Source organism: Pseudarthrobacter raffinosi (assembly GCF_023913835.1).
Lineage (GTDB): Bacteria > Actinomycetota > Actinomycetes > Actinomycetales > Micrococcaceae > Arthrobacter > Arthrobacter raffinosi.
Map to the genome: position 1 here is coordinate 188,714 of NZ_JAMXBG010000006.1, position 16,334 is coordinate 205,047.

The window sequence follows — 16,334 nt, forward strand, 5'->3', positions numbered from 1 at the left end:
ATCTCCTTAGGTATGCCCGCGACGGGACAGCCTAGGTGCCGCTCCGGCGCGCGGGTGACTCAGTTCACAAACAAGTGCTGCCCTAAGTCTAGACACGTCAGCTGTCAATGACAACCGATTGCCAAATGATTGCAGGCTGTGGCAATCTAGGAGCTATAGGGCTGTGGCAACCGTCACAAGCCCCCAGTCATCCCGTTCAGTGAGGAGCGCGCCATGGCGATGCAAGCAGCCGGAACAGACCGTCCTGCCACCATCCACGACATCGCCGCGATCTGCGGTGTGGCCGCGTCCACCGTGTCCCGCGCACTTTCCACTCCGGACCGGGTCAACATCCGAACCCGCGCCCGCATCGAAGCGGCGGCGGCCGAGCTGAACTACACGCCGAACAGCCAAGCTAAAGCCCTGAGCTCCGGCCGCACCGGCGCCGTCGGCGTCCTGGTGCCCGACATCACCAACCCCTTCTATTTCGATCTCATCCGTGGCACCCAGCTGCAGCTCAAGGCAGCCGGCTACACGCAGCTGCTCGTGGACACCGAAGAGTCCGACGAAGTGGAGGCCTCCACCATGGAGCAGCTGCGCAAGAGCGCTGACGGAATCATCGTCGCCGCGTCCAGGCTCAGCGATGAGGCGCTGCTGGCCGCCGCAGCCAGGATTCCCATGGTGACCATCAACCGCGACGTAGCCGGCGTTCCCGCCGTCGTGATTGACACTCCCTCCGCCACCAGCCAGGCGCTGGACCATCTGATTTCCCTCGGCCACACCCGCATCGCCTACATGGCCGGTCCACTCACGTCCCAATCCAGCACCCTTCGCTGGACAGCCCTGGCGGCCGCCGCCGAGGACCGCGGCGTGGACGTGCGCAGGCTGGGACCGTTCGCCCCCAAGACACAATCAGGTGCCGCCGCAGCCGATGCGGCCGTGCACTCCGGCGTCACCGCCTGCATTGCCTTTAACGACCTCATCGCCATCGGCATGCTTCAGCGGCTGCGCGAACGCGGCATCCGGGTCCCGGAGGACATCAGCGTGGTGGGCTGCGACGACATCTTTGGCGCGGACTTCTGCAATCCCCCGCTGACCACCATGACGTCCCCGATCGAACAAGCAGGCCGCGTAGCAGTGTCCATGCTCCTGGCCCAGCTCAACCCGCTGGCGGGCGGTGGCAGCCGCAGCCGGTCGCTGATGCCTACGCATCTCACCGTCCGCGGTTCAACGGGAGCGGCACCGGCAGCGCTGTAGGTCCGGGCCCCAAGTGTCCGTTCGCGCCGGGCTGTGAGTGGTTCGGGTGGACACGTGGGTGGTTCGGGTGGACACAGTTGAGCGTTGTTGACAGCGCTGACTAGGCTGGATCACATGCGCGAACTCCAAGCCACCATCATCGAAGAAATGGGCGTGCAGCCCCGGATCGACCCCCTCGGGGAGGTGCGCAAGCGGGTGGATTTCCTGAAGGATTACCTCCGGGCAACCCACACCAAGGGCTTTGTCCTGGGCATCTCGGGCGGGCTGGACTCCTCCCTCGCCGGCAGACTGGCCCAGCTGGCCGTGGAGGAGCTTGATGCCGAAGGCGTGGAGGCCAACTTCGTGGCGGTCCGCCTTCCGTACGGCGTCCAGCACGACGAGGACGACGCCCAGGCCGCCCTGGACTTCATCCAGGCCAAGACGGAATGGACCTTCAACATCTCCGCCGCCGTGGATGGCTTCGAGAACGAATTCGAGAAGACGGTGGGCAACGGGATTTCCGATTTCCACAAGGGCAACACCAAGGCCCGCACGCGGATGATCGCGCAGTACGCGCTGGCCGGGGAGCACAACTACCTGGTGATCGGCACCGACCACGGCGCAGAGTCCGTCACCGGGTTCTTCACTAAATTCGGCGACGGCGGCGCGGACATCCTGCCCCTGTTCGGCCTCAACAAACGCCAGAACCGCGAACTGCTGGCCGAGCTGGGCGCCCCTGCCCGTGTCTGGGAAAAAGTACCCACCGCCGACCTCCTGGACGGCAGGCCCGGACGCACCGACGAGGACGAACTGGGAATCAAGTACGACCAGATCGATGATTACCTCGAAGGCCGGGAGATCCCCGAAGCGGCGGCCGAGCTGATCGAACAGAAGTACCTCCGCACACGCCACAAGCGCACCGTGCCGGTCACCATCTTCGATACGTGGTGGAAGTAAGCGCTCCACACAACGCTGGAATTCCCCACTTTTGGGGCACGACGGCGGCGCGTCGCCCCGAAAACGCGGCGCGCCGTCGTCGTTCCTTCCCTAAGCCGGGGAAACTCAGCGGCGACGACCGTGGATTCAGCGGCCGGTCAGTGTTGAACTCAGTGTGGTGCTGATCCGGTGGGCTTCCTCCATCAGCAGTTTGCCGAGGAACCCCTGCCGTTCCGGCCGGAACCGGGGTTCGATGCCGGTGAGTGAAAGCGCGCCCACGGGCCTGCCCAGCTGGTCGAACACGGCCGTCCCCATTCCCCAGCTGCCTTCCAGCACGAGGCCGGGATTCACTGCGAATCCATGCAGCCGGGTCCGTTCCAGATTCCTGCGCACCACGTCCATGCTGTGGCCTGCCGCGAAACTGCCGGCGTGCTGGTCCCAGCCGGACAGGATGGCTTCCTGTTCCTCATCCGGGAGGAACGCCATGATGGCGGTCCCGGCCGAGGCCACACCCAGTGGAAATCGGACTCCCTCGTGCAGCACGAAGGAACGTACCGGGAAGCTGCCCTCTTCCCGCAGCACGCAGACCGTCTCCTGGCCCCTGCGGATGGAATAGAACGCGCTCTCGCCGGTCTCCTCCGCCAGCCGGCGGAGGCTTGGCCGCGCCAGGTCCTCAAACGGGAAGCGGGCCGCCGCCACTGATCCCAGCAGGAAAATCTCAGGGCCCAGGATCCAGTTTCCGCTGCGGGCATCGTGGTCCAGGAGGCCCTCCGCGGCAAGGGAGGCCAGGAGCCGGTGGACGGTGGGGCGCGTCAGCCCGGACTCACGGACCAGCCCGGCAATCGAGCTGCCCTCCGGCTTCCGGCCGACAAGCCGGAGCAGTGATGCCACGCGGCCCACCACCTGAGCCCCTTGGACTGGATTCTTCATTCGGATCACCAACTCTCAAGAAATCCTCCACAATGTGGACACCTCAAAGCCTAGCGTCCACGCTGTGAAATATCTGCCTTGCGGGCAGAATTACGCCGTTGACCAACTTTCTTGAGCACCCTAGGCTCCTTCTTCAGGCCCAGCGTCCACAACGTGGAGGACTTGAATGGCTCTGCACGCTCGATGATGAGGAGACGGAATGTCCAAACTGAAATCCAACGCCGCCGCGGCCCTGGCGGAAGTGCTCCAGGACGGCATGACGCTCGCCGTCGGCGGTTTTGGCCTGGGCGGCATCCCGGCGGACCTCATCGAGGCCGTGCGTGATTCCGGTGTGCGCGACCTGACCGTGGTGTCGAACAACATGGGCGTGGACGGGAAAGGCCTGGGCGTGCTGATCGAAGCCGGCCAGGTCCGCAAGGTGATCGCATCGTATGTGGGCGAGAACAAACTCTTCGCCGAGCAGTACCTCGCGGGCCTGCTTGAGGTGGAGTTCACGCCGCAGGGCACCCTGGCCGAGCGCCTCCGTGCCGGCGGCGCCGGCATCCCCGCCTTCTACACCAAGACCGGCGTCGGAACCCTGGTCGCCGAAGGCAAACCGCTCGCAGAGTTCGACGGCGAAACGTACGTCCAGGAGCGCGCCATCCGGGCCGACGTGGCGCTGGTCCACGCGCACACCGCGGACACGGACGGCAACCTGATCTACCGCTACACGGCCCGGAACTTCAACCCCGTGGTGGCCACCGCCGGCCTGGTGACCATCGCCGAAGCCGAAGTCATCGTGGAGCCCGGCGCACTGGATCCCAACCACATCGTCACCCCGGGCGTATACGTCCAGCACCTGGTCCAGGCGAGCGGCCGGGTCAAGGACATTGAACAGCGCACCGTCCGCCCCCGGGAAGCGGCAACAGTCCCCGCGTGAACGCCACTCGCCCGCCCCACCCCGCAGCGCGAACGAACACTTAAGCCCCCGCATACTTCTAACCCCAAGGAGAACCCCATGGCCTGGACCAGGGATGAAATGGCTGCCATCGCGGCCGAGGAACTGAACGACGGCGACTACGTGAACCTGGGCATCGGCATCCCCACGCTGGTGGCCAACAACCTGCCCGACGGCGTCCGCGTGGTCCTGCAGAGCGAAAACGGCCTGCTCGGCATGGGCCCGTTCCCCTATGAGGGCGACGAAGACGCCGACCTCATCAACGCCGGCAAGCAGACCGTCACGGTCCTGCCCGGCGGCAGCATCTTCGACTCCGCCACATCGTTCGGCATGATCCGCGGCGGCCACGTCAAGGTGGCCATCCTGGGCGCCATGCAGGTCTCCGGCAACGGCGACCTCGCCAACTGGACCATCCCCGGCAAAATGGTCAAGGGCATGGGCGGCGCCATGGACCTCGTGGCCGGCACGCCGCGCGTGGTGGTCCTGACCGAGCACAACGCCAAGGACGGCACGGCCAAGATCGTCACCGAGTGCACCCTGCCGCTCACCGGCCTGCGTTGCGTGGACCGGATCATCAGCGATCTCGCCGTTTTCGACATCGTGAAATCGGACGACGACGGCGGGCGGCAGCTCACGCTGACCCGCCTTGCGCCGGGGGTCACAGTGGAGGAAATCCGCGAAAAGACCGAAGCCGCATTCGACGTCGAGCTTGAAACTGCGGGAGTAGAGGCATGAGCCTCAAGGAACAGTTCGGCAAGGATGTCCTGCTCACCGGCTGGGGCCACAGCCGGTTCGGCAAGCTCACGGACGAGACCCTTGAGTCCCTGATCGTCCAGGTGGCCACCGAGGCAATCAGCAACGCCGGGATCGAGCCCAGCCAGATCGATGAGATCTACCTGGGCCAGTTCAACTCCGGCATGATGCCGCTGGCGTTCCCGTCCTCGCTGGCATTGCAGGTCTCGGACCAGCTGGCCAACGTCGCCGCCACGCGTGTGGAGAACGCCTGCGCCTCCGGGTCGGCCGCGTTCCAGCAGGGCACCAAGTCGCTGCTTGCCGGGACGGCGAAGACCGTGCTGGTGATCGGCGCCGAGAAGATGACCCACGCCGGCGCCGACGTTGTGGGGGCCGCCCTGCTGGGCGCCGACTACGACATGGCCGGCCAGACGTCCACCACCGGCTTTACGGGCCTGTTCGCGGACGTCGCCAAGCACTACGAAAAGCGCTACGGTCGCGGCGACGGACAGCTGGGCGACGTGCTGGGCTCCATCGCGGCCAAGAACCACCGCAACGGCGTCGACAACCCCTATGCCCAGCTCCGCAAGGACCTCGGCGAGGAGTTCTGCCGCACCGTCTCGGACAAGAACCCCATGGTGGCCGATCCGCTGCGCCGCACCGACTGCTCCCCCGTGTCCGACGGCGCCGCTGCCGTTGTGCTCAGCACGTCGCCAACCGGCGGGGCCACAGCGCTGGTGCGGCTCGCCGGCTTCGGCCAGGCGAACGACTTCTTCCCGGCTGAACGCCGGGATCCTACGGCTTTCGCCGCCACGCGCATGTCCTGGCAGCGCGCGCTGGGGATGGCCGGCGTCGGGCTTGAAGACCTGGACTTCGCCGAAGTCCACGACTGCTTCACCATCGCCGAACTGCTGATGTACGAGGCCATGGGACTGACCGAACCCGGCCAGGGCGCCCGCGCTGTGCAGGAAGGCTGGGTCTTCAAGGACGGGAAGCTGCCCATCAACGTCTCCGGCGGACTCAAGGCCAAGGGCCACCCCGTGGGTGCAACCGGCGTATCCCAGCACGTCATCGCCGCCATGCAGCTCACCGGGACGGCTGGCGACATGCAGCTCGCCAGCCCTCGCCGCGCCGCCGTCCAGAACATGGGCGGTGTAGGCATTGCCAACTACGTCAGCGTCCTCGAAGCGGTCTAGGGATACGTGGTGGGTTCCGCACCTAGCGTCCACAGAACCACAAGCGTAGGGTCATAGAACCAACGTGCTCCTGATGGAGGTCGGCCATCACAGATTTGTTGCCCATCAGGCTCCGTTGGAGCCGACGAGGACGAAGATCCCACGACTGATTGATCCGCGGCGGCAGCCCTTCTGATCCACCGCGGGATCCACAGGAACGGGCCCCGCAGCGTTGCTTACAGGATGAGCGTCAAAGGAGCCAGGGATGGCTGGATGGAATGCTGACACCGCGGCTGGCCCTCTGGGGGCCACGGTGACACTCGTGGATGGCTCGAACTTCTGCATTTCCGGTCTTGCCGGCGACATGTACTCCGACCGCCCCCATGGCGTGTTCCATGAGGACACCCGCATCGTCTCCCGCTGGAGACTGACGGTCAATGATGTGACTTTGGAGCCGCTGGCCGCCCGTGCCCTCGAACCGTACCGGGCCGTCTTCATAGGTCGTCCGGGCCGGTCAGCCGGCCATGCGGACAGCCCTTTGATCGTGGAACGAAACCGCGAGGTGGGCGCGGGCATCCAGGAAGAGATCACCGTCCGGAACCATTCCCGCGAGCCTGCCGTGTGCGTGCTGGAGCTGGCGATGGACGCGGACTTCGCGGACCTCTTTGAGGTGAAAGACGCCCGGATCATCCGATACTGGGACCAGTCCCGGCACCCGGAAGGCGACTCCCTCACCATCAAAGGCGTCTGGCGGGGAATACACAAGGGGGTTGTACTCCAGGCTCCCGACGCGACTTTTAGCCACGAAGGCCTGGGCTACCGCACCGTGGTGCCGCCGCACGGCCAGTGGCGCACAAGGGTGACGGTGTCGCCGCTACTGGACACAGCCGAAACGCCCGCGCCCTTCCAGCGCCAGGCAACCGGCACCTCGCCTGCGGAAATACGGCGCCAGGAGTGGATCCGGAAGATCCCCGCGATGTACGTCAGCAACGTGTCGATTGCCCGCACCCTGCAGCGCAGCCATGATGACATCGGCGCCCTCCAGATCGAGGACCCGCTGCATCCGGACCGGACCGTCGTCGCAGCGGGTGCTCCATGGTTCATGGCCCTCTTCGGCCGCGATTCGCTTCTCTCGTCCTATATGGCGCTGCCTGTGGACCCGTCGCTGGCCTTGGACACCTTGCAGACGCTGGCCGAAAGGCAGGGCAACGCGGTGGACGCGCTGACCGAAGAGCAGCCCGGCCGGATCCTCCATGAGGTCCGGCTGGGCGTCAGCACGGGCCTGGCACTGGGCGGCAAGTCCGCCTATTACGGCACGGCCGATGCCACGCCGTTGTTCGTCACGCTGCTCGGCGAAGTCAGCCGCTGGGGGCTCGCCGCGGACCAGGTGGCCGCACTGCTGCCCAACGCTGACAGGGCGCTGGAATGGATCAGGGATTACGGGGACAGCGACGGCGACGGCTTTGTGGAATATCAGCGGCTCAACAACCAGGGGCTGATCAACCAGGGATGGAAGGATTCCTGGGACGGCATAAATTTCGCGGACGGCCGCATGGCAGAGCCGCCGATCGCCCTCTGCGAAGTGCAGGGTTACGTGTACGGCGCCTACATCGCCCGGGCGTGGATGGCGTACGACGCCGGAGACCTGGCTTTGGCGCGGGAGTTGCGGGAACGCGCGGCGCGGCTTAAAAAGCAGTTCAACGAACAGTTCTGGCTGCCGGACCGTGGCTACTACGCCATCGCCCTGGACCGGGACAAGAGACCCGTGGATGCCTGTGCCTCCAACATGGGGCACTGCTTGTGGAACGGGATTATCGACGCCGACAAGGCGCCGCTGGTGGCTGCCCGCCTGATGTCGCCGGAAATGTTCAGCGGCTGGGGGATCCGCACCCTGGCCACGGACATGGGTGCCTACAACCCGGCGAGCTACCACAACGGATCCGTGTGGCCGCATGACAACGCGATGATTGCTACGGGCCTGATGAGGTACGGATTTGTGGACGAGGCCCAGCGGGTTGCCCGCGGACTTATTGAGGCGGCGGATTTCACGGACCACCGCTTGCCTGAATTGTTCTGCGGATTTGACCGCGCTGATTTCCCGGAACCGGTGCCTTACCCGACGGCTTGCTCGCCCCAGGCCTGGGCTGCCACCACCCCGGTGCATTTGCTGCGCACACTGCTGCGGTATGACCCCCACGTCTCCATGAACGGTATGTGGATGGACCCTGTGCTGCCGGAGTCCTGGGGCCGGGTCCACATCACCAACTGCCCCATAGGCGATGGCCGGATCACCATCGACGTGACCGGCAGCCAGGCCACGATCGAGGGGCTCCCGCCGGGGATGACGTTCCACCGCGGGACACGTCCCCCCCTTGCCGATCTGGTTGAGCTCGCCGAGAAGCTGGACAAGACGGGCTAAACCCCGAACAGGAGCGCGCATCTTGCGGATAGGACTGATAGCTCCACCATGGCTCCCCGTCCCGCCCCTAGGCTACGGCGGAACGGAGGCGATGATCCATGCGCTGGCCACCTCGCTGGCGGCGGCCGGGCACAGCGTTGTGCTTGCCGCGGCGGCCGACAGCACCTGCCCGGTGGAACGAATCGGCGGCTTCGCTCCGGCGGAGCGTGCCGCCATGGGCAGAACGAGCTCTGAGTTGCCGCACGTGATCAGGGCCTACGCCGGACTGGTCGACGTCGATATCATCCATGACCACACCCTGGCGGGACCGTTGTACCGGCACCGCCCACCCGGGATTCCAGTGGTCAGCACCATTCATTCGGACATGCGGCCGGAGCTGTGCCGGGTATATGAAGCCTTCAGCCGGGACGTGTCACTGGTGGCCATCTCGCAGCACCAGGCCAACAGCGCCCCGGATGTGAGAATCCGACGGGTCATCCACCACGGCATCGATCCCGCAACTGTTCCACCCGGTGCCGGAGCTGGTGGCTACGCGTGTTTTCTGGGCCGAATGGCGCCGTGCAAAGGCATCGCTGAGGCCATCGCGGTGGCCCGCAGAGCGGGAATTCAGCTCAAGATCGCCGCAAAAATGAGCGACCCGGCGGAAGTGGATTATTTCCGCTCCGTGGTCGCTCCCTTGCTCGGGCCTGATGAAGAGTTCCTCGGAGAACTGGACGCAGACGGAAAGTTCGCCCTGCTGGGCAATGCCGTCGCGCTGCTCAACCCTGTGCAGTGGGACGAACCCTTTGGAATGGTCATGATCGAGGCGCTGGCCGCCGGCACCCCCGTTGTGGCCACTCCGCGGGGCTCCGCACCGGAAATCATCGAGCACGGAGTCACCGGTTTCCTCGCCGCGAGTACCGATGCACTGGCCAGCTGCCTGCAGCGTGCGTCCGGCCTGGACCGGCATGACTGCCGGTCCGCCGTCGAAACCAGATTCAGCGCGGAGGCGATGACGCGGAAATATGTGGAGTTGTTCGAGGACGTGCTTTAGCCCTGTGTCAGCGGGCACGGATCAGGGCAGCGATCTCGCCGAAGCCCAGCCGCTCCGCATTCTCCAACGGCGTCCGGCCTTGGGGATCGCGTATGCCCGGGTCCGCACCGGCAGCCAGCAGCTGCCGGACTACGTCTTGCTGCCGTGGCCCGCCGTTGTTCAGCAGGATGGCTTCCTGCATGGCGGTCCAGCCCAGGTCGTTGACATGGTTCACGGGAACTCCGGCGGCAATAAGGATCCGGACCGTTTCCACGTGGCCGTGTTCACTCGCGGGAATCAACGCTGTGCCGCCGAAACGGTTGGTGCTGGCAACATCTGCTCCGTTCGCGAGCGTCAGCTGCAGGATCTCGTTGAAGCCCTCTGCCCCGGCGTAGAGGAAGGCCGAGTCCTTGATGGCGTCCTTGGCGTTCACGTTGGCGCCGCGGCCGATCAGCTCACCAGCCAGCGCCACATTGTTGGCCTTCGCGGCGGCGATAAGCTCCTGGTCGAGCCGGGTCTGGGCCTCGGCGGACAGGGCTGGTGGTTTGGTGGCTGCCGTTGCGGTGGAAGCAGGCGGGGACGTACCCGGCCAAGCTGACGGTCCGGACGGGGGCTGGCTGCCGGGGCTGCCCAGGACGGACGACGGCGGCGACTCCTGCCGTTGCGGCTCGCCGGGACCCGTCTGGCAGGCGGCCAGGCAAACTGATACACCACCCGCCAGAAAGAGAATTGCCGCCGCCCTGCGTGCCCGGCGCCAGGTCCTGAACCGCCTCATGGAGCCGAGCCTACTTGCCTGAGCCGGCAGCTGCAGCGGCGATGGCCTCGGCGCCGGCGGTGGCGCAGGCTTCGTCCAGGTTGCCGTCGGGGGCACCGCCCACGCCGATGCCTGCCACGGACACACCATTGACCTTGAGCGGGACGCCGCCGGGCAGGAACAGGGTGCCGGGGAGGTCCGCGATGCTGGGCCCGTTGCCGTTGACGCGCTTGGCCAGCTCGCTCGTCGGTGCGCCGAAAGCGGCCGCGGTGTAGGCCTTCTGCTGGGCTGCTTCGATCGTGTGCTCGGCGGCGTTGTCCCCGCGCAGGAGCGCCTGGACGGTGCCGAACCTGTCCACCAGGGCCACCGTGACGAACGGCAGCTTGTCAGCTTGGCATTTCGCAAGGGCTGCCCGGACCGCATCGGCCGAGGCACCCGCGGTGATGCGGTTCTGCGCCACCACGGTCTGCGGCGCCTGCGGGATATCGACGGCGGGTACCGCGGCGGGAGCCGCCGCCTGGCTGGTCCCGGCGTTGGCTGCAGCGGTTAGCCCTCCCGTCAGCAGCAAAGCTCCTGCGGCAGCAGCGGCGGCGGCAATCTTGTTGGACTTCTTCACGGTGTTTCTCCTTGGGTTGATGGACTCACGTTGATGGACGCACGTTGCTGGACTCACGCTGGCGGAATCCATTGGAACGGGCATCGGCTCCATCCATCCTGTCCGGCCCCGCCGGAACAAACATCGGGCCTTTGGCTGCGCCCCGCTCCCCCGGATGGCCAGCAGCATCAGCCAAAAGGCGGAGAGACCAGCAACGGCGCGGGCAATAGCATGGGATAGGAACGCCCCTGACCTGAACCGGACCCCATGCCCTTGCCAGCCACTCCCCGTAAAACCCTGACCGACGGATCTTCGCTGACCACCGGACGCGCCCTGCCTGTTGGACCGGCCGCCGCCCCTGGCCGGTTCGGCCGGATCGACACCGCCGTCCACCTTGGCTTCGCTGTCCTGCTCGTCGCTTCGGCCGTCCGCTATGCTATGCGGCACAGCCTGCAGGACAACCTGCTGGTCCTCGGCCTGGCAGGAGCGGTGTGCGCCCTGTATGCCGTCATCGCCGTATTGGCCCGGCAGAGACGCCCATGGGCGGTCTGGATGCTCGTGTTTGTGGCCGTCTGGGCAGCGCTGGTTATCGCCGCACCCAGCTTCGCTTGGTGTTCCTTTGCGATCCTCTTCCTGTGCCGGACGGCCTTTAAGGGCGCCGTGGGTTACGTGGCGGCAGGCGCGACGGCGGCCGCCACCGCCGTCGGGCTGTTCCGGCTCAGCGACGGGACGGACCTCGCGATGCTGCTGGGGCCGCTCGCCGTCGGCGTGATGCTTACGCTGATCAATGACCGGATCGAGCACGACGCCGCGGAGCAGCGCCGTCTCCATGCGGAGGTATCGCTGGCACACGGGCAGCTGGCGGCCAGCGAGCGCCTGGCCGGCACCATCGCCGAACGCGAGCGCGTATCGCGAGAGATCCACGACACCGTGACGCAGGGCCTGGCCAGCAGCCTGCTGCTCCTGGAGGCCGCTGACCGTTCGTGGCCAGGCCAGGCATCGCGCCAGGAGCTCAACCAGGCTACGGAACTTCTGCGCCGGAATCTCTCCGAGACGCGCAATCTGGTCCACGAGCTCGCCTCCCCGGGCCTCGACGCATCGCCGCTTCCCGAAGCCCTGCACCAGGCGGCCGCCCAGTACGTCCCGCACGCCCGGCTCCTGGTCACCGGCGAACCGAGGGAGGTCCCTGCGGAAGTCCGGCACACCCTGCTGCGGGTGGTCCAGAGCGCGGCCGCTAACATCCAGCAGCACGCAAACGCCGCCACCACAACCCTGACGCTGGGGTTCCTTCCTGACTCGGTCACCCTTGACATCTACGACGACGGGACGGGCTTTGACCCGTCGGCGGCAGCACCGCCGTCGGACGCCGGAGGCTACGGGCTGCGGGCAATGCGCCAGCGGGTTGAGCAGCTGGGCGGGGTATTCTCGGTGGAAAGTTCCCCCGGCGAAGGGACCATCGTGGCCGCACAGGTGCCGGCCCGGGTGCAGTCAGCGCCACCTGGCCAGCAGATGACACCGGAGGACGCATGACTACCATCACTGTCCTCCTGGTGGACGACCACCTGGTGGTCCGGAGCGGACTCAAGGCACTGCTGGGTACGCAGCCTGACTTTGACGTGGTGGCCGAGGCCGCCTCCGGCGAGGAAGCGCTGGGGCTGGTGGAACACCACTCCCCTGCCGTGGTGGTGATGGATCTGGCCATGGGCGCCGGAATGGACGGGATCGAGGCCATCAGGCAGCTGCGGCAGCGCAACAGCCGGCAGGCCATCCTGGTGTTCACCACATACGATTCCGACGCGGACATCGTCCGGGCGGTGGACGCCGGCGCCATGGGCTACCTCCTCAAGGACGCCGCCCCGGACGAAATCTTCGCCGCCATCCGCGGTGCCGTGCAAGGGAAGAGCGTCATGAGCGCCCCCGTGGCCTCCCGGCTCTTCCAGCAGCTGCGCAATCCCGACGAGGTCCTGACGCCCCGGGAGGCGGAGCTGCTGAGCCTCCTGACCGAGGGGCTCAGCAACCGGGAACTGGGCCAGCGGCTCTTCATCTCCGAGGCCACCGTCAAGACCCATCTGGCGCATATCTACGCCAAGCTCGGTGTGGAGACCCGCTCCGCGGCGATCGCCACGGCCATCCGCCGGGAGGGCATGCGCTAGCCCGCAGTGGACAATTCCCGCGTACCACTTCTGTAACAGCGGTGACACTTGATGACTGCAGCTATTGCACGCCCACCGCGCAGCCCCTAGGTTTGAGACAGCGGACTACAGACTCCGCGTCTGCCTGCCGTCCGAGCAGGACCAGAAAAGGGTTACAAAGGAAGTTAGCAATGGCAACAGGCACAGTTAAATGGTTCAACGCTGAAAAGGGCTTTGGTTTCATCGCTCCGGACGACGGATCCGCCGATGTTTTCGCGCACTATTCCGCAATCGCCAGCAGCGGCTACCGCTCGCTGGATGAGAACCAGAAAGTCGAATTCGATGTGACCCAGGGTCCCAAGGGCCCGCAGGCAGAGAATATTCGCCCGCTCTAAGGTTCTGATCAACTGCCCTGACCGTGCTGCAAAGCATGGCCAGGGCAGTTTTTTCTTAAGTTCTTTTCCCGTGAATTGCTAGACGAAGGCCGATTTTCCGGTAACGGCCCGGCCAACAATCAGCGAATTGATTTCGTAGCTGCCCTCATAGGTATAGAGGATTTCGGCATCACCAAACAGCTTGCCCATTTCAAAGTCCGAGCTGATCCCGTTGCCGCCCAGCAGCGACCGTCCCATCGCCACCGACGCGCGGGCCAGCCGGGTGCACGTGGACTTTGCCATGGCCGCCTGCGCCATCTCCAGCTTGCCGTCCGTCTGGATCCGGGCGAGCTGGGCCATCAATGCCAGTGACGCGGAGGCGTTGCCCAGGATCTCCGCCAGTTGCTGCTGGACCAGCTGGAAGCATGCCAGTTCCTTGCCGAATTGCCTGCGTTCCAGGGAGTAGGAACGGGCGACGTCGAACGCGGCCAGCTGGATCCCGGCACCCTGCCAGCCAACCCAGGCGCGCGAATCCCGCAGGAGGTCGTTGGCTTTGGAGAAGTCCGTGGCGCCCGGCAACATGTTGGACGCCGGAATCCTGACGTTGTCCAGCACAATGTCCGCGTTCTGCATGATCCGCAGGCCGATCTTGTTGGCAATCTTGGTTGCCCGGTACCCAGCGCGGTCCGTCTCCACAATGAAGCCCTTGATGTGCCCGTCCGCTGCGTCACGCGCCCACAACAGCGCGAAGTCCGCGATGGTCCCGGAGCCGATCCAGCGCTTCGCGCCGTTGATCACCCACTCGCCGCCCTCCAGCCGCGCGGAGGTTGCCAGCCCGCCGGCGATATCCGAGCCGTGCTCCGGCTCGGTCAGGGCGAAGGCGCCCAGCTGGGTAAAGTTCCTCAGGCCAGGCAGCCACCGCTGCTTCTGTTCCTCCGAACCGAGGGCGTCGATCATTCCCACGATCAGTTCGTTGTGGATCCCCACCAGGGCCGACAGCGAAACGTCCGCCCTGGCCACCTCGACGTACATCAGGCCTTTGAAGAGCTTGGACGTGCCGTCCGTCTGCAACGTGCCAAGCCCGTGCTTGCCCATCTCCGCCAGTAGCCCGAACGGGAACTCCTCGCGGTTCCAGTAGTCAATGGATGCCTGCCGCACCGTGGACTGCAGGAACGCCCGGATCTCCAGGTAGCGCGCACGTTCCGCCGCGGGCAGGAGGTCCACGATGTGCATCAGGTCCGCCTCTGGGAAGGGCGGGGCTCCGGTCACAACACGCTCACGTCCTTGTGGCTGCACGCTTCATATCCCTTCGGTCTTCCAAACCCTTGGATGTCCTAGTATATTGCACAGGGATGGATTCTTAGTGATGCGCATCACTGGACGAAAGGTGTCCCCTTGTCAGTCACCGATGACTTCCGCGCGGCACGCGACCGCCTGCTGACCCTGCATTCCGACTACCACCAGGCCAGGCGCGAGTTCGTGTGGCCGCGGTTCACGGAGTTCAATTTTGCCCTCGACTGGTTCGATCAGATCGCCGCAGATCCTGAGAAGGCCAACAATCCGGCCCTGGTCATCGTGGAGCAGGACGGTTCGGCCACCCGCCGGAGCTTCGCGGACCTGGCCGCCCGTTCCAACCAGGTGGCCACCTGGCTGAGAAGCCAGGGCATGCGCCGCGGGGACCGGATGATCATCATGCTGGGCAACCAGGTGGAGCTCTGGGAGCTGATGCTGGCCGGCATCAAGCTGGGCATTGTCCTGATCCCCACCACCACCCTGATGGGTCCGGAGGACCTGGCCGAACGCGTGGAGCGCGGCGAGGCGGGCTGGGCCGCCGTCGGACGTTCCAACATCGGCAAATTTGCCGGCGTTCCCGGCGATTACCGCCTGATCGAAATCGGCGCCGGCGGCGGTTCAGCCGGCACCCCCGGTGCCCTCCAGTACACGGATTCGACGACGGCGGCAGTCACGTTCACGGCTGACGCCCCCACCCAGGCGGACGAGACGCTGCTGCTGTATTTCACCTCCGGAACCACATCGAAGGCCAAGCTGGTGGAACACACCCACACCTCGTACCCAGTGGGGCACCTCTCCACGATGTACTGGATCGGCCTGGAACCCGGCGACGTGCACCTGAACGTGGCATCGCCGGGCTGGGGCAAACACGCCTGGTCCAATTTCTTCGCCCCGTGGATCGCGGAGGCGTGCGTATTTGTCTACAACTACGCACGGTTCGACGCCCGCGCCCTGATGGAGCAGATGGACCGCGAGCACGTCACCAGCTTCTGCGCCCCGCCCACAGTCTGGCGGATGCTCATCCAGGCGGACCTGAAAGTGCTGAAGACCCCGCCCACCAAGGTGGTCTCCGCGGGCGAGCCTTTGAACGCCGAAGTGATCGAGCAGGTCCAGCGCGCGTGGGGCCAGACCATCAGGGACGGCTTCGGCCAGACCGAAACCACCGTCCAGGTAGCCAACACGCCCAGCCAGCCGGTCACCATCGGCGCCATGGGGCGGCCGCTTCCCGGCTATGACGTAGTGCTGGTGGACCCCAACACGGGGAAAGAAGCCAACGACGGCGAGCTGTGCCTCCGCCTGGACCCCCGGCCGGTGGGGCTGATGAAGGGTTACTACGGGGACGCGGAACGGACCGCCGAGGCGTTCCGTGGCGGCTACTACCACACGGGCGACATGGCCAGTCGTGACAAACACGGCGTCATCACCTATGTGGGCCGCGACGACGACGTCTTCAAATCCTCCGACTACCGGCTCTCGCCGTTCGAACTGGAGAGCGTGCTGCTGGAACACCCCGCCGTGGCCGAGGCGGCTGTGGTGCCGTCGCCGGATGCGGTCAAGCTTTCGGTCCCCAAGGCCTATGTTGTGCTGGTGCCCGGGCTGGAGCCGGGGCCGGAGCTGGCCGAGGACATCCTGCGGTACTGCCGCGAACACCTGGCGCCGTTCAAACGGATCCGGCGGCTGGAATTCGCGGCGCTGCCCAAGACCATCTCGGGCAAAATCCGCCGTGTGGAGCTGCGGCACAATGAGGAGCTCCGGCATGGCGGGGGCACCCATCCCGACGGCTTCGGCGTGGAGTACTCCGAGGCGGATTTCCCGGGGCTGAAGGGCTGA

Annotated in this window: 15 protein-coding genes; 11 read left to right on the forward strand and 4 right to left on the reverse strand. The window is 66.0% G+C overall.

Annotated elements, in window-relative coordinates; all coding sequences use genetic code 11:
* Positions 1–219 precede the first annotated feature (219 nt).
* Positions 220–1,236: a LacI family DNA-binding transcriptional regulator gene (locus NG697_RS08290; protein WP_252602232.1), complete on the forward strand. Its 1,017-nt coding sequence runs from the start codon at positions 220–222 to the stop codon at positions 1,234–1,236.
* A gap of 114 nt (positions 1,237–1,350) precedes the next feature.
* Complete coding sequence (gene nadE / locus NG697_RS08295; RefSeq protein WP_252602126.1) at positions 1,351–2,172, forward strand: NAD(+) synthase; 822 nt, start codon at positions 1,351–1,353, stop codon at positions 2,170–2,172.
* A gap of 126 nt (positions 2,173–2,298) precedes the next feature.
* Here nadE and NG697_RS08300 read toward each other — a convergent pair whose 3' ends face one another.
* Positions 2,299–3,081 (reverse strand): IclR family transcriptional regulator, encoded by a 783-nt coding sequence (locus NG697_RS08300; protein WP_252602772.1) that lies wholly within the window; start codon positions 3,079–3,081, stop codon positions 2,299–2,301.
* 199 nt (positions 3,082–3,280) lie between these two features.
* On the opposite strand from NG697_RS08300, the gene NG697_RS08305 reads away from it, so the two are divergent.
* From NG697_RS08305 to NG697_RS08325, 5 genes are all read left to right on the forward strand, one after another.
* Positions 3,281–4,000: a CoA transferase subunit A gene (locus NG697_RS08305; RefSeq protein ID WP_252613996.1), complete on the forward strand. Its 720-nt coding sequence runs from the start codon at positions 3,281–3,283 to the stop codon at positions 3,998–4,000.
* 78 nt (positions 4,001–4,078) lie between these two features.
* On the forward strand, positions 4,079–4,753 hold the full coding sequence (locus NG697_RS08310) for a CoA transferase subunit B (protein ID WP_252610066.1): 675 nt from the start codon (positions 4,079–4,081) through the stop codon (positions 4,751–4,753).
* Positions 4,750–5,946 (forward strand): acetyl-CoA acetyltransferase, encoded by a 1,197-nt coding sequence (locus NG697_RS08315; RefSeq protein ID WP_252613997.1) that lies wholly within the window; start codon positions 4,750–4,752, stop codon positions 5,944–5,946. The genes NG697_RS08310 and NG697_RS08315 overlap by 4 nt, the downstream gene beginning before the upstream one ends.
* 244 nt (positions 5,947–6,190) lie before the next feature.
* The gene (locus NG697_RS08320) at positions 6,191–8,344 is read left to right on the forward strand and encodes an amylo-alpha-1,6-glucosidase (protein ID WP_252602761.1); all 2,154 of its coding nucleotides are present in this window, start codon (positions 6,191–6,193) and stop codon (positions 8,342–8,344) included.
* A 22-nt stretch (positions 8,345–8,366) separates the two neighbouring features.
* Positions 8,367–9,377, forward strand: a complete 1,011-nt coding sequence (locus NG697_RS08325) for a glycosyltransferase family 4 protein (protein ID WP_252613998.1) — start codon at positions 8,367–8,369, stop codon at positions 9,375–9,377.
* Positions 9,378–9,384: 7 nt separating this feature from the next.
* On the opposite strand, the gene NG697_RS08330 is transcribed toward NG697_RS08325, so the two are convergent.
* Together NG697_RS08330 and NG697_RS08335 are read right to left on the reverse strand one after the other, a co-directional pair.
* Positions 9,385–10,131, reverse strand: a complete 747-nt coding sequence (locus tag NG697_RS08330; RefSeq protein WP_252613999.1) for an ankyrin repeat domain-containing protein — start codon at positions 10,129–10,131, stop codon at positions 9,385–9,387.
* A gap of 10 nt (positions 10,132–10,141) precedes the next feature.
* A complete protein-coding gene (locus NG697_RS08335) occupies positions 10,142–10,726 on the reverse strand; it encodes a GlcG/HbpS family heme-binding protein (protein WP_252602752.1) in 585 nt (194 codons plus the stop codon).
* A gap of 246 nt (positions 10,727–10,972) precedes the next feature.
* Between NG697_RS08335 and NG697_RS08340 the strand changes: the two genes are divergently transcribed.
* From NG697_RS08340 to NG697_RS08350, 3 genes are all read left to right on the forward strand, one after another.
* A complete protein-coding gene (locus NG697_RS08340; protein ID WP_252614000.1) occupies positions 10,973–12,235 on the forward strand; it encodes a sensor histidine kinase in 1,263 nt (420 codons plus the stop codon).
* Positions 12,232–12,858 (forward strand): response regulator, encoded by a 627-nt coding sequence (locus NG697_RS08345; protein WP_252602747.1) that lies wholly within the window; start codon positions 12,232–12,234, stop codon positions 12,856–12,858. Before NG697_RS08340 ends, NG697_RS08345 begins: the two co-directional genes overlap by 4 nt.
* A gap of 170 nt (positions 12,859–13,028) precedes the next feature.
* Positions 13,029–13,232 carry a cold-shock protein gene (locus tag NG697_RS08350; RefSeq protein ID WP_013599688.1) on the forward strand — a complete coding sequence of 68 codons (204 nt, stop codon included), beginning with the start codon at positions 13,029–13,031 and terminating at the stop codon, positions 13,230–13,232.
* A gap of 78 nt (positions 13,233–13,310) precedes the next feature.
* Here NG697_RS08350 and NG697_RS08355 read toward each other — a convergent pair whose 3' ends face one another.
* Entirely contained in the window at positions 13,311–14,444 is a 1,134-nt protein-coding gene (locus tag NG697_RS08355; RefSeq protein WP_252614017.1) for an acyl-CoA dehydrogenase family protein, read from the reverse strand.
* Between the two features lie 162 nt (positions 14,445–14,606).
* On the opposite strand from NG697_RS08355, the gene NG697_RS08360 reads away from it, so the two are divergent.
* Positions 14,607–16,334 (forward strand): AMP-binding protein, encoded by a 1,728-nt coding sequence (locus tag NG697_RS08360; protein ID WP_252614001.1) that lies wholly within the window; start codon positions 14,607–14,609, stop codon positions 16,332–16,334.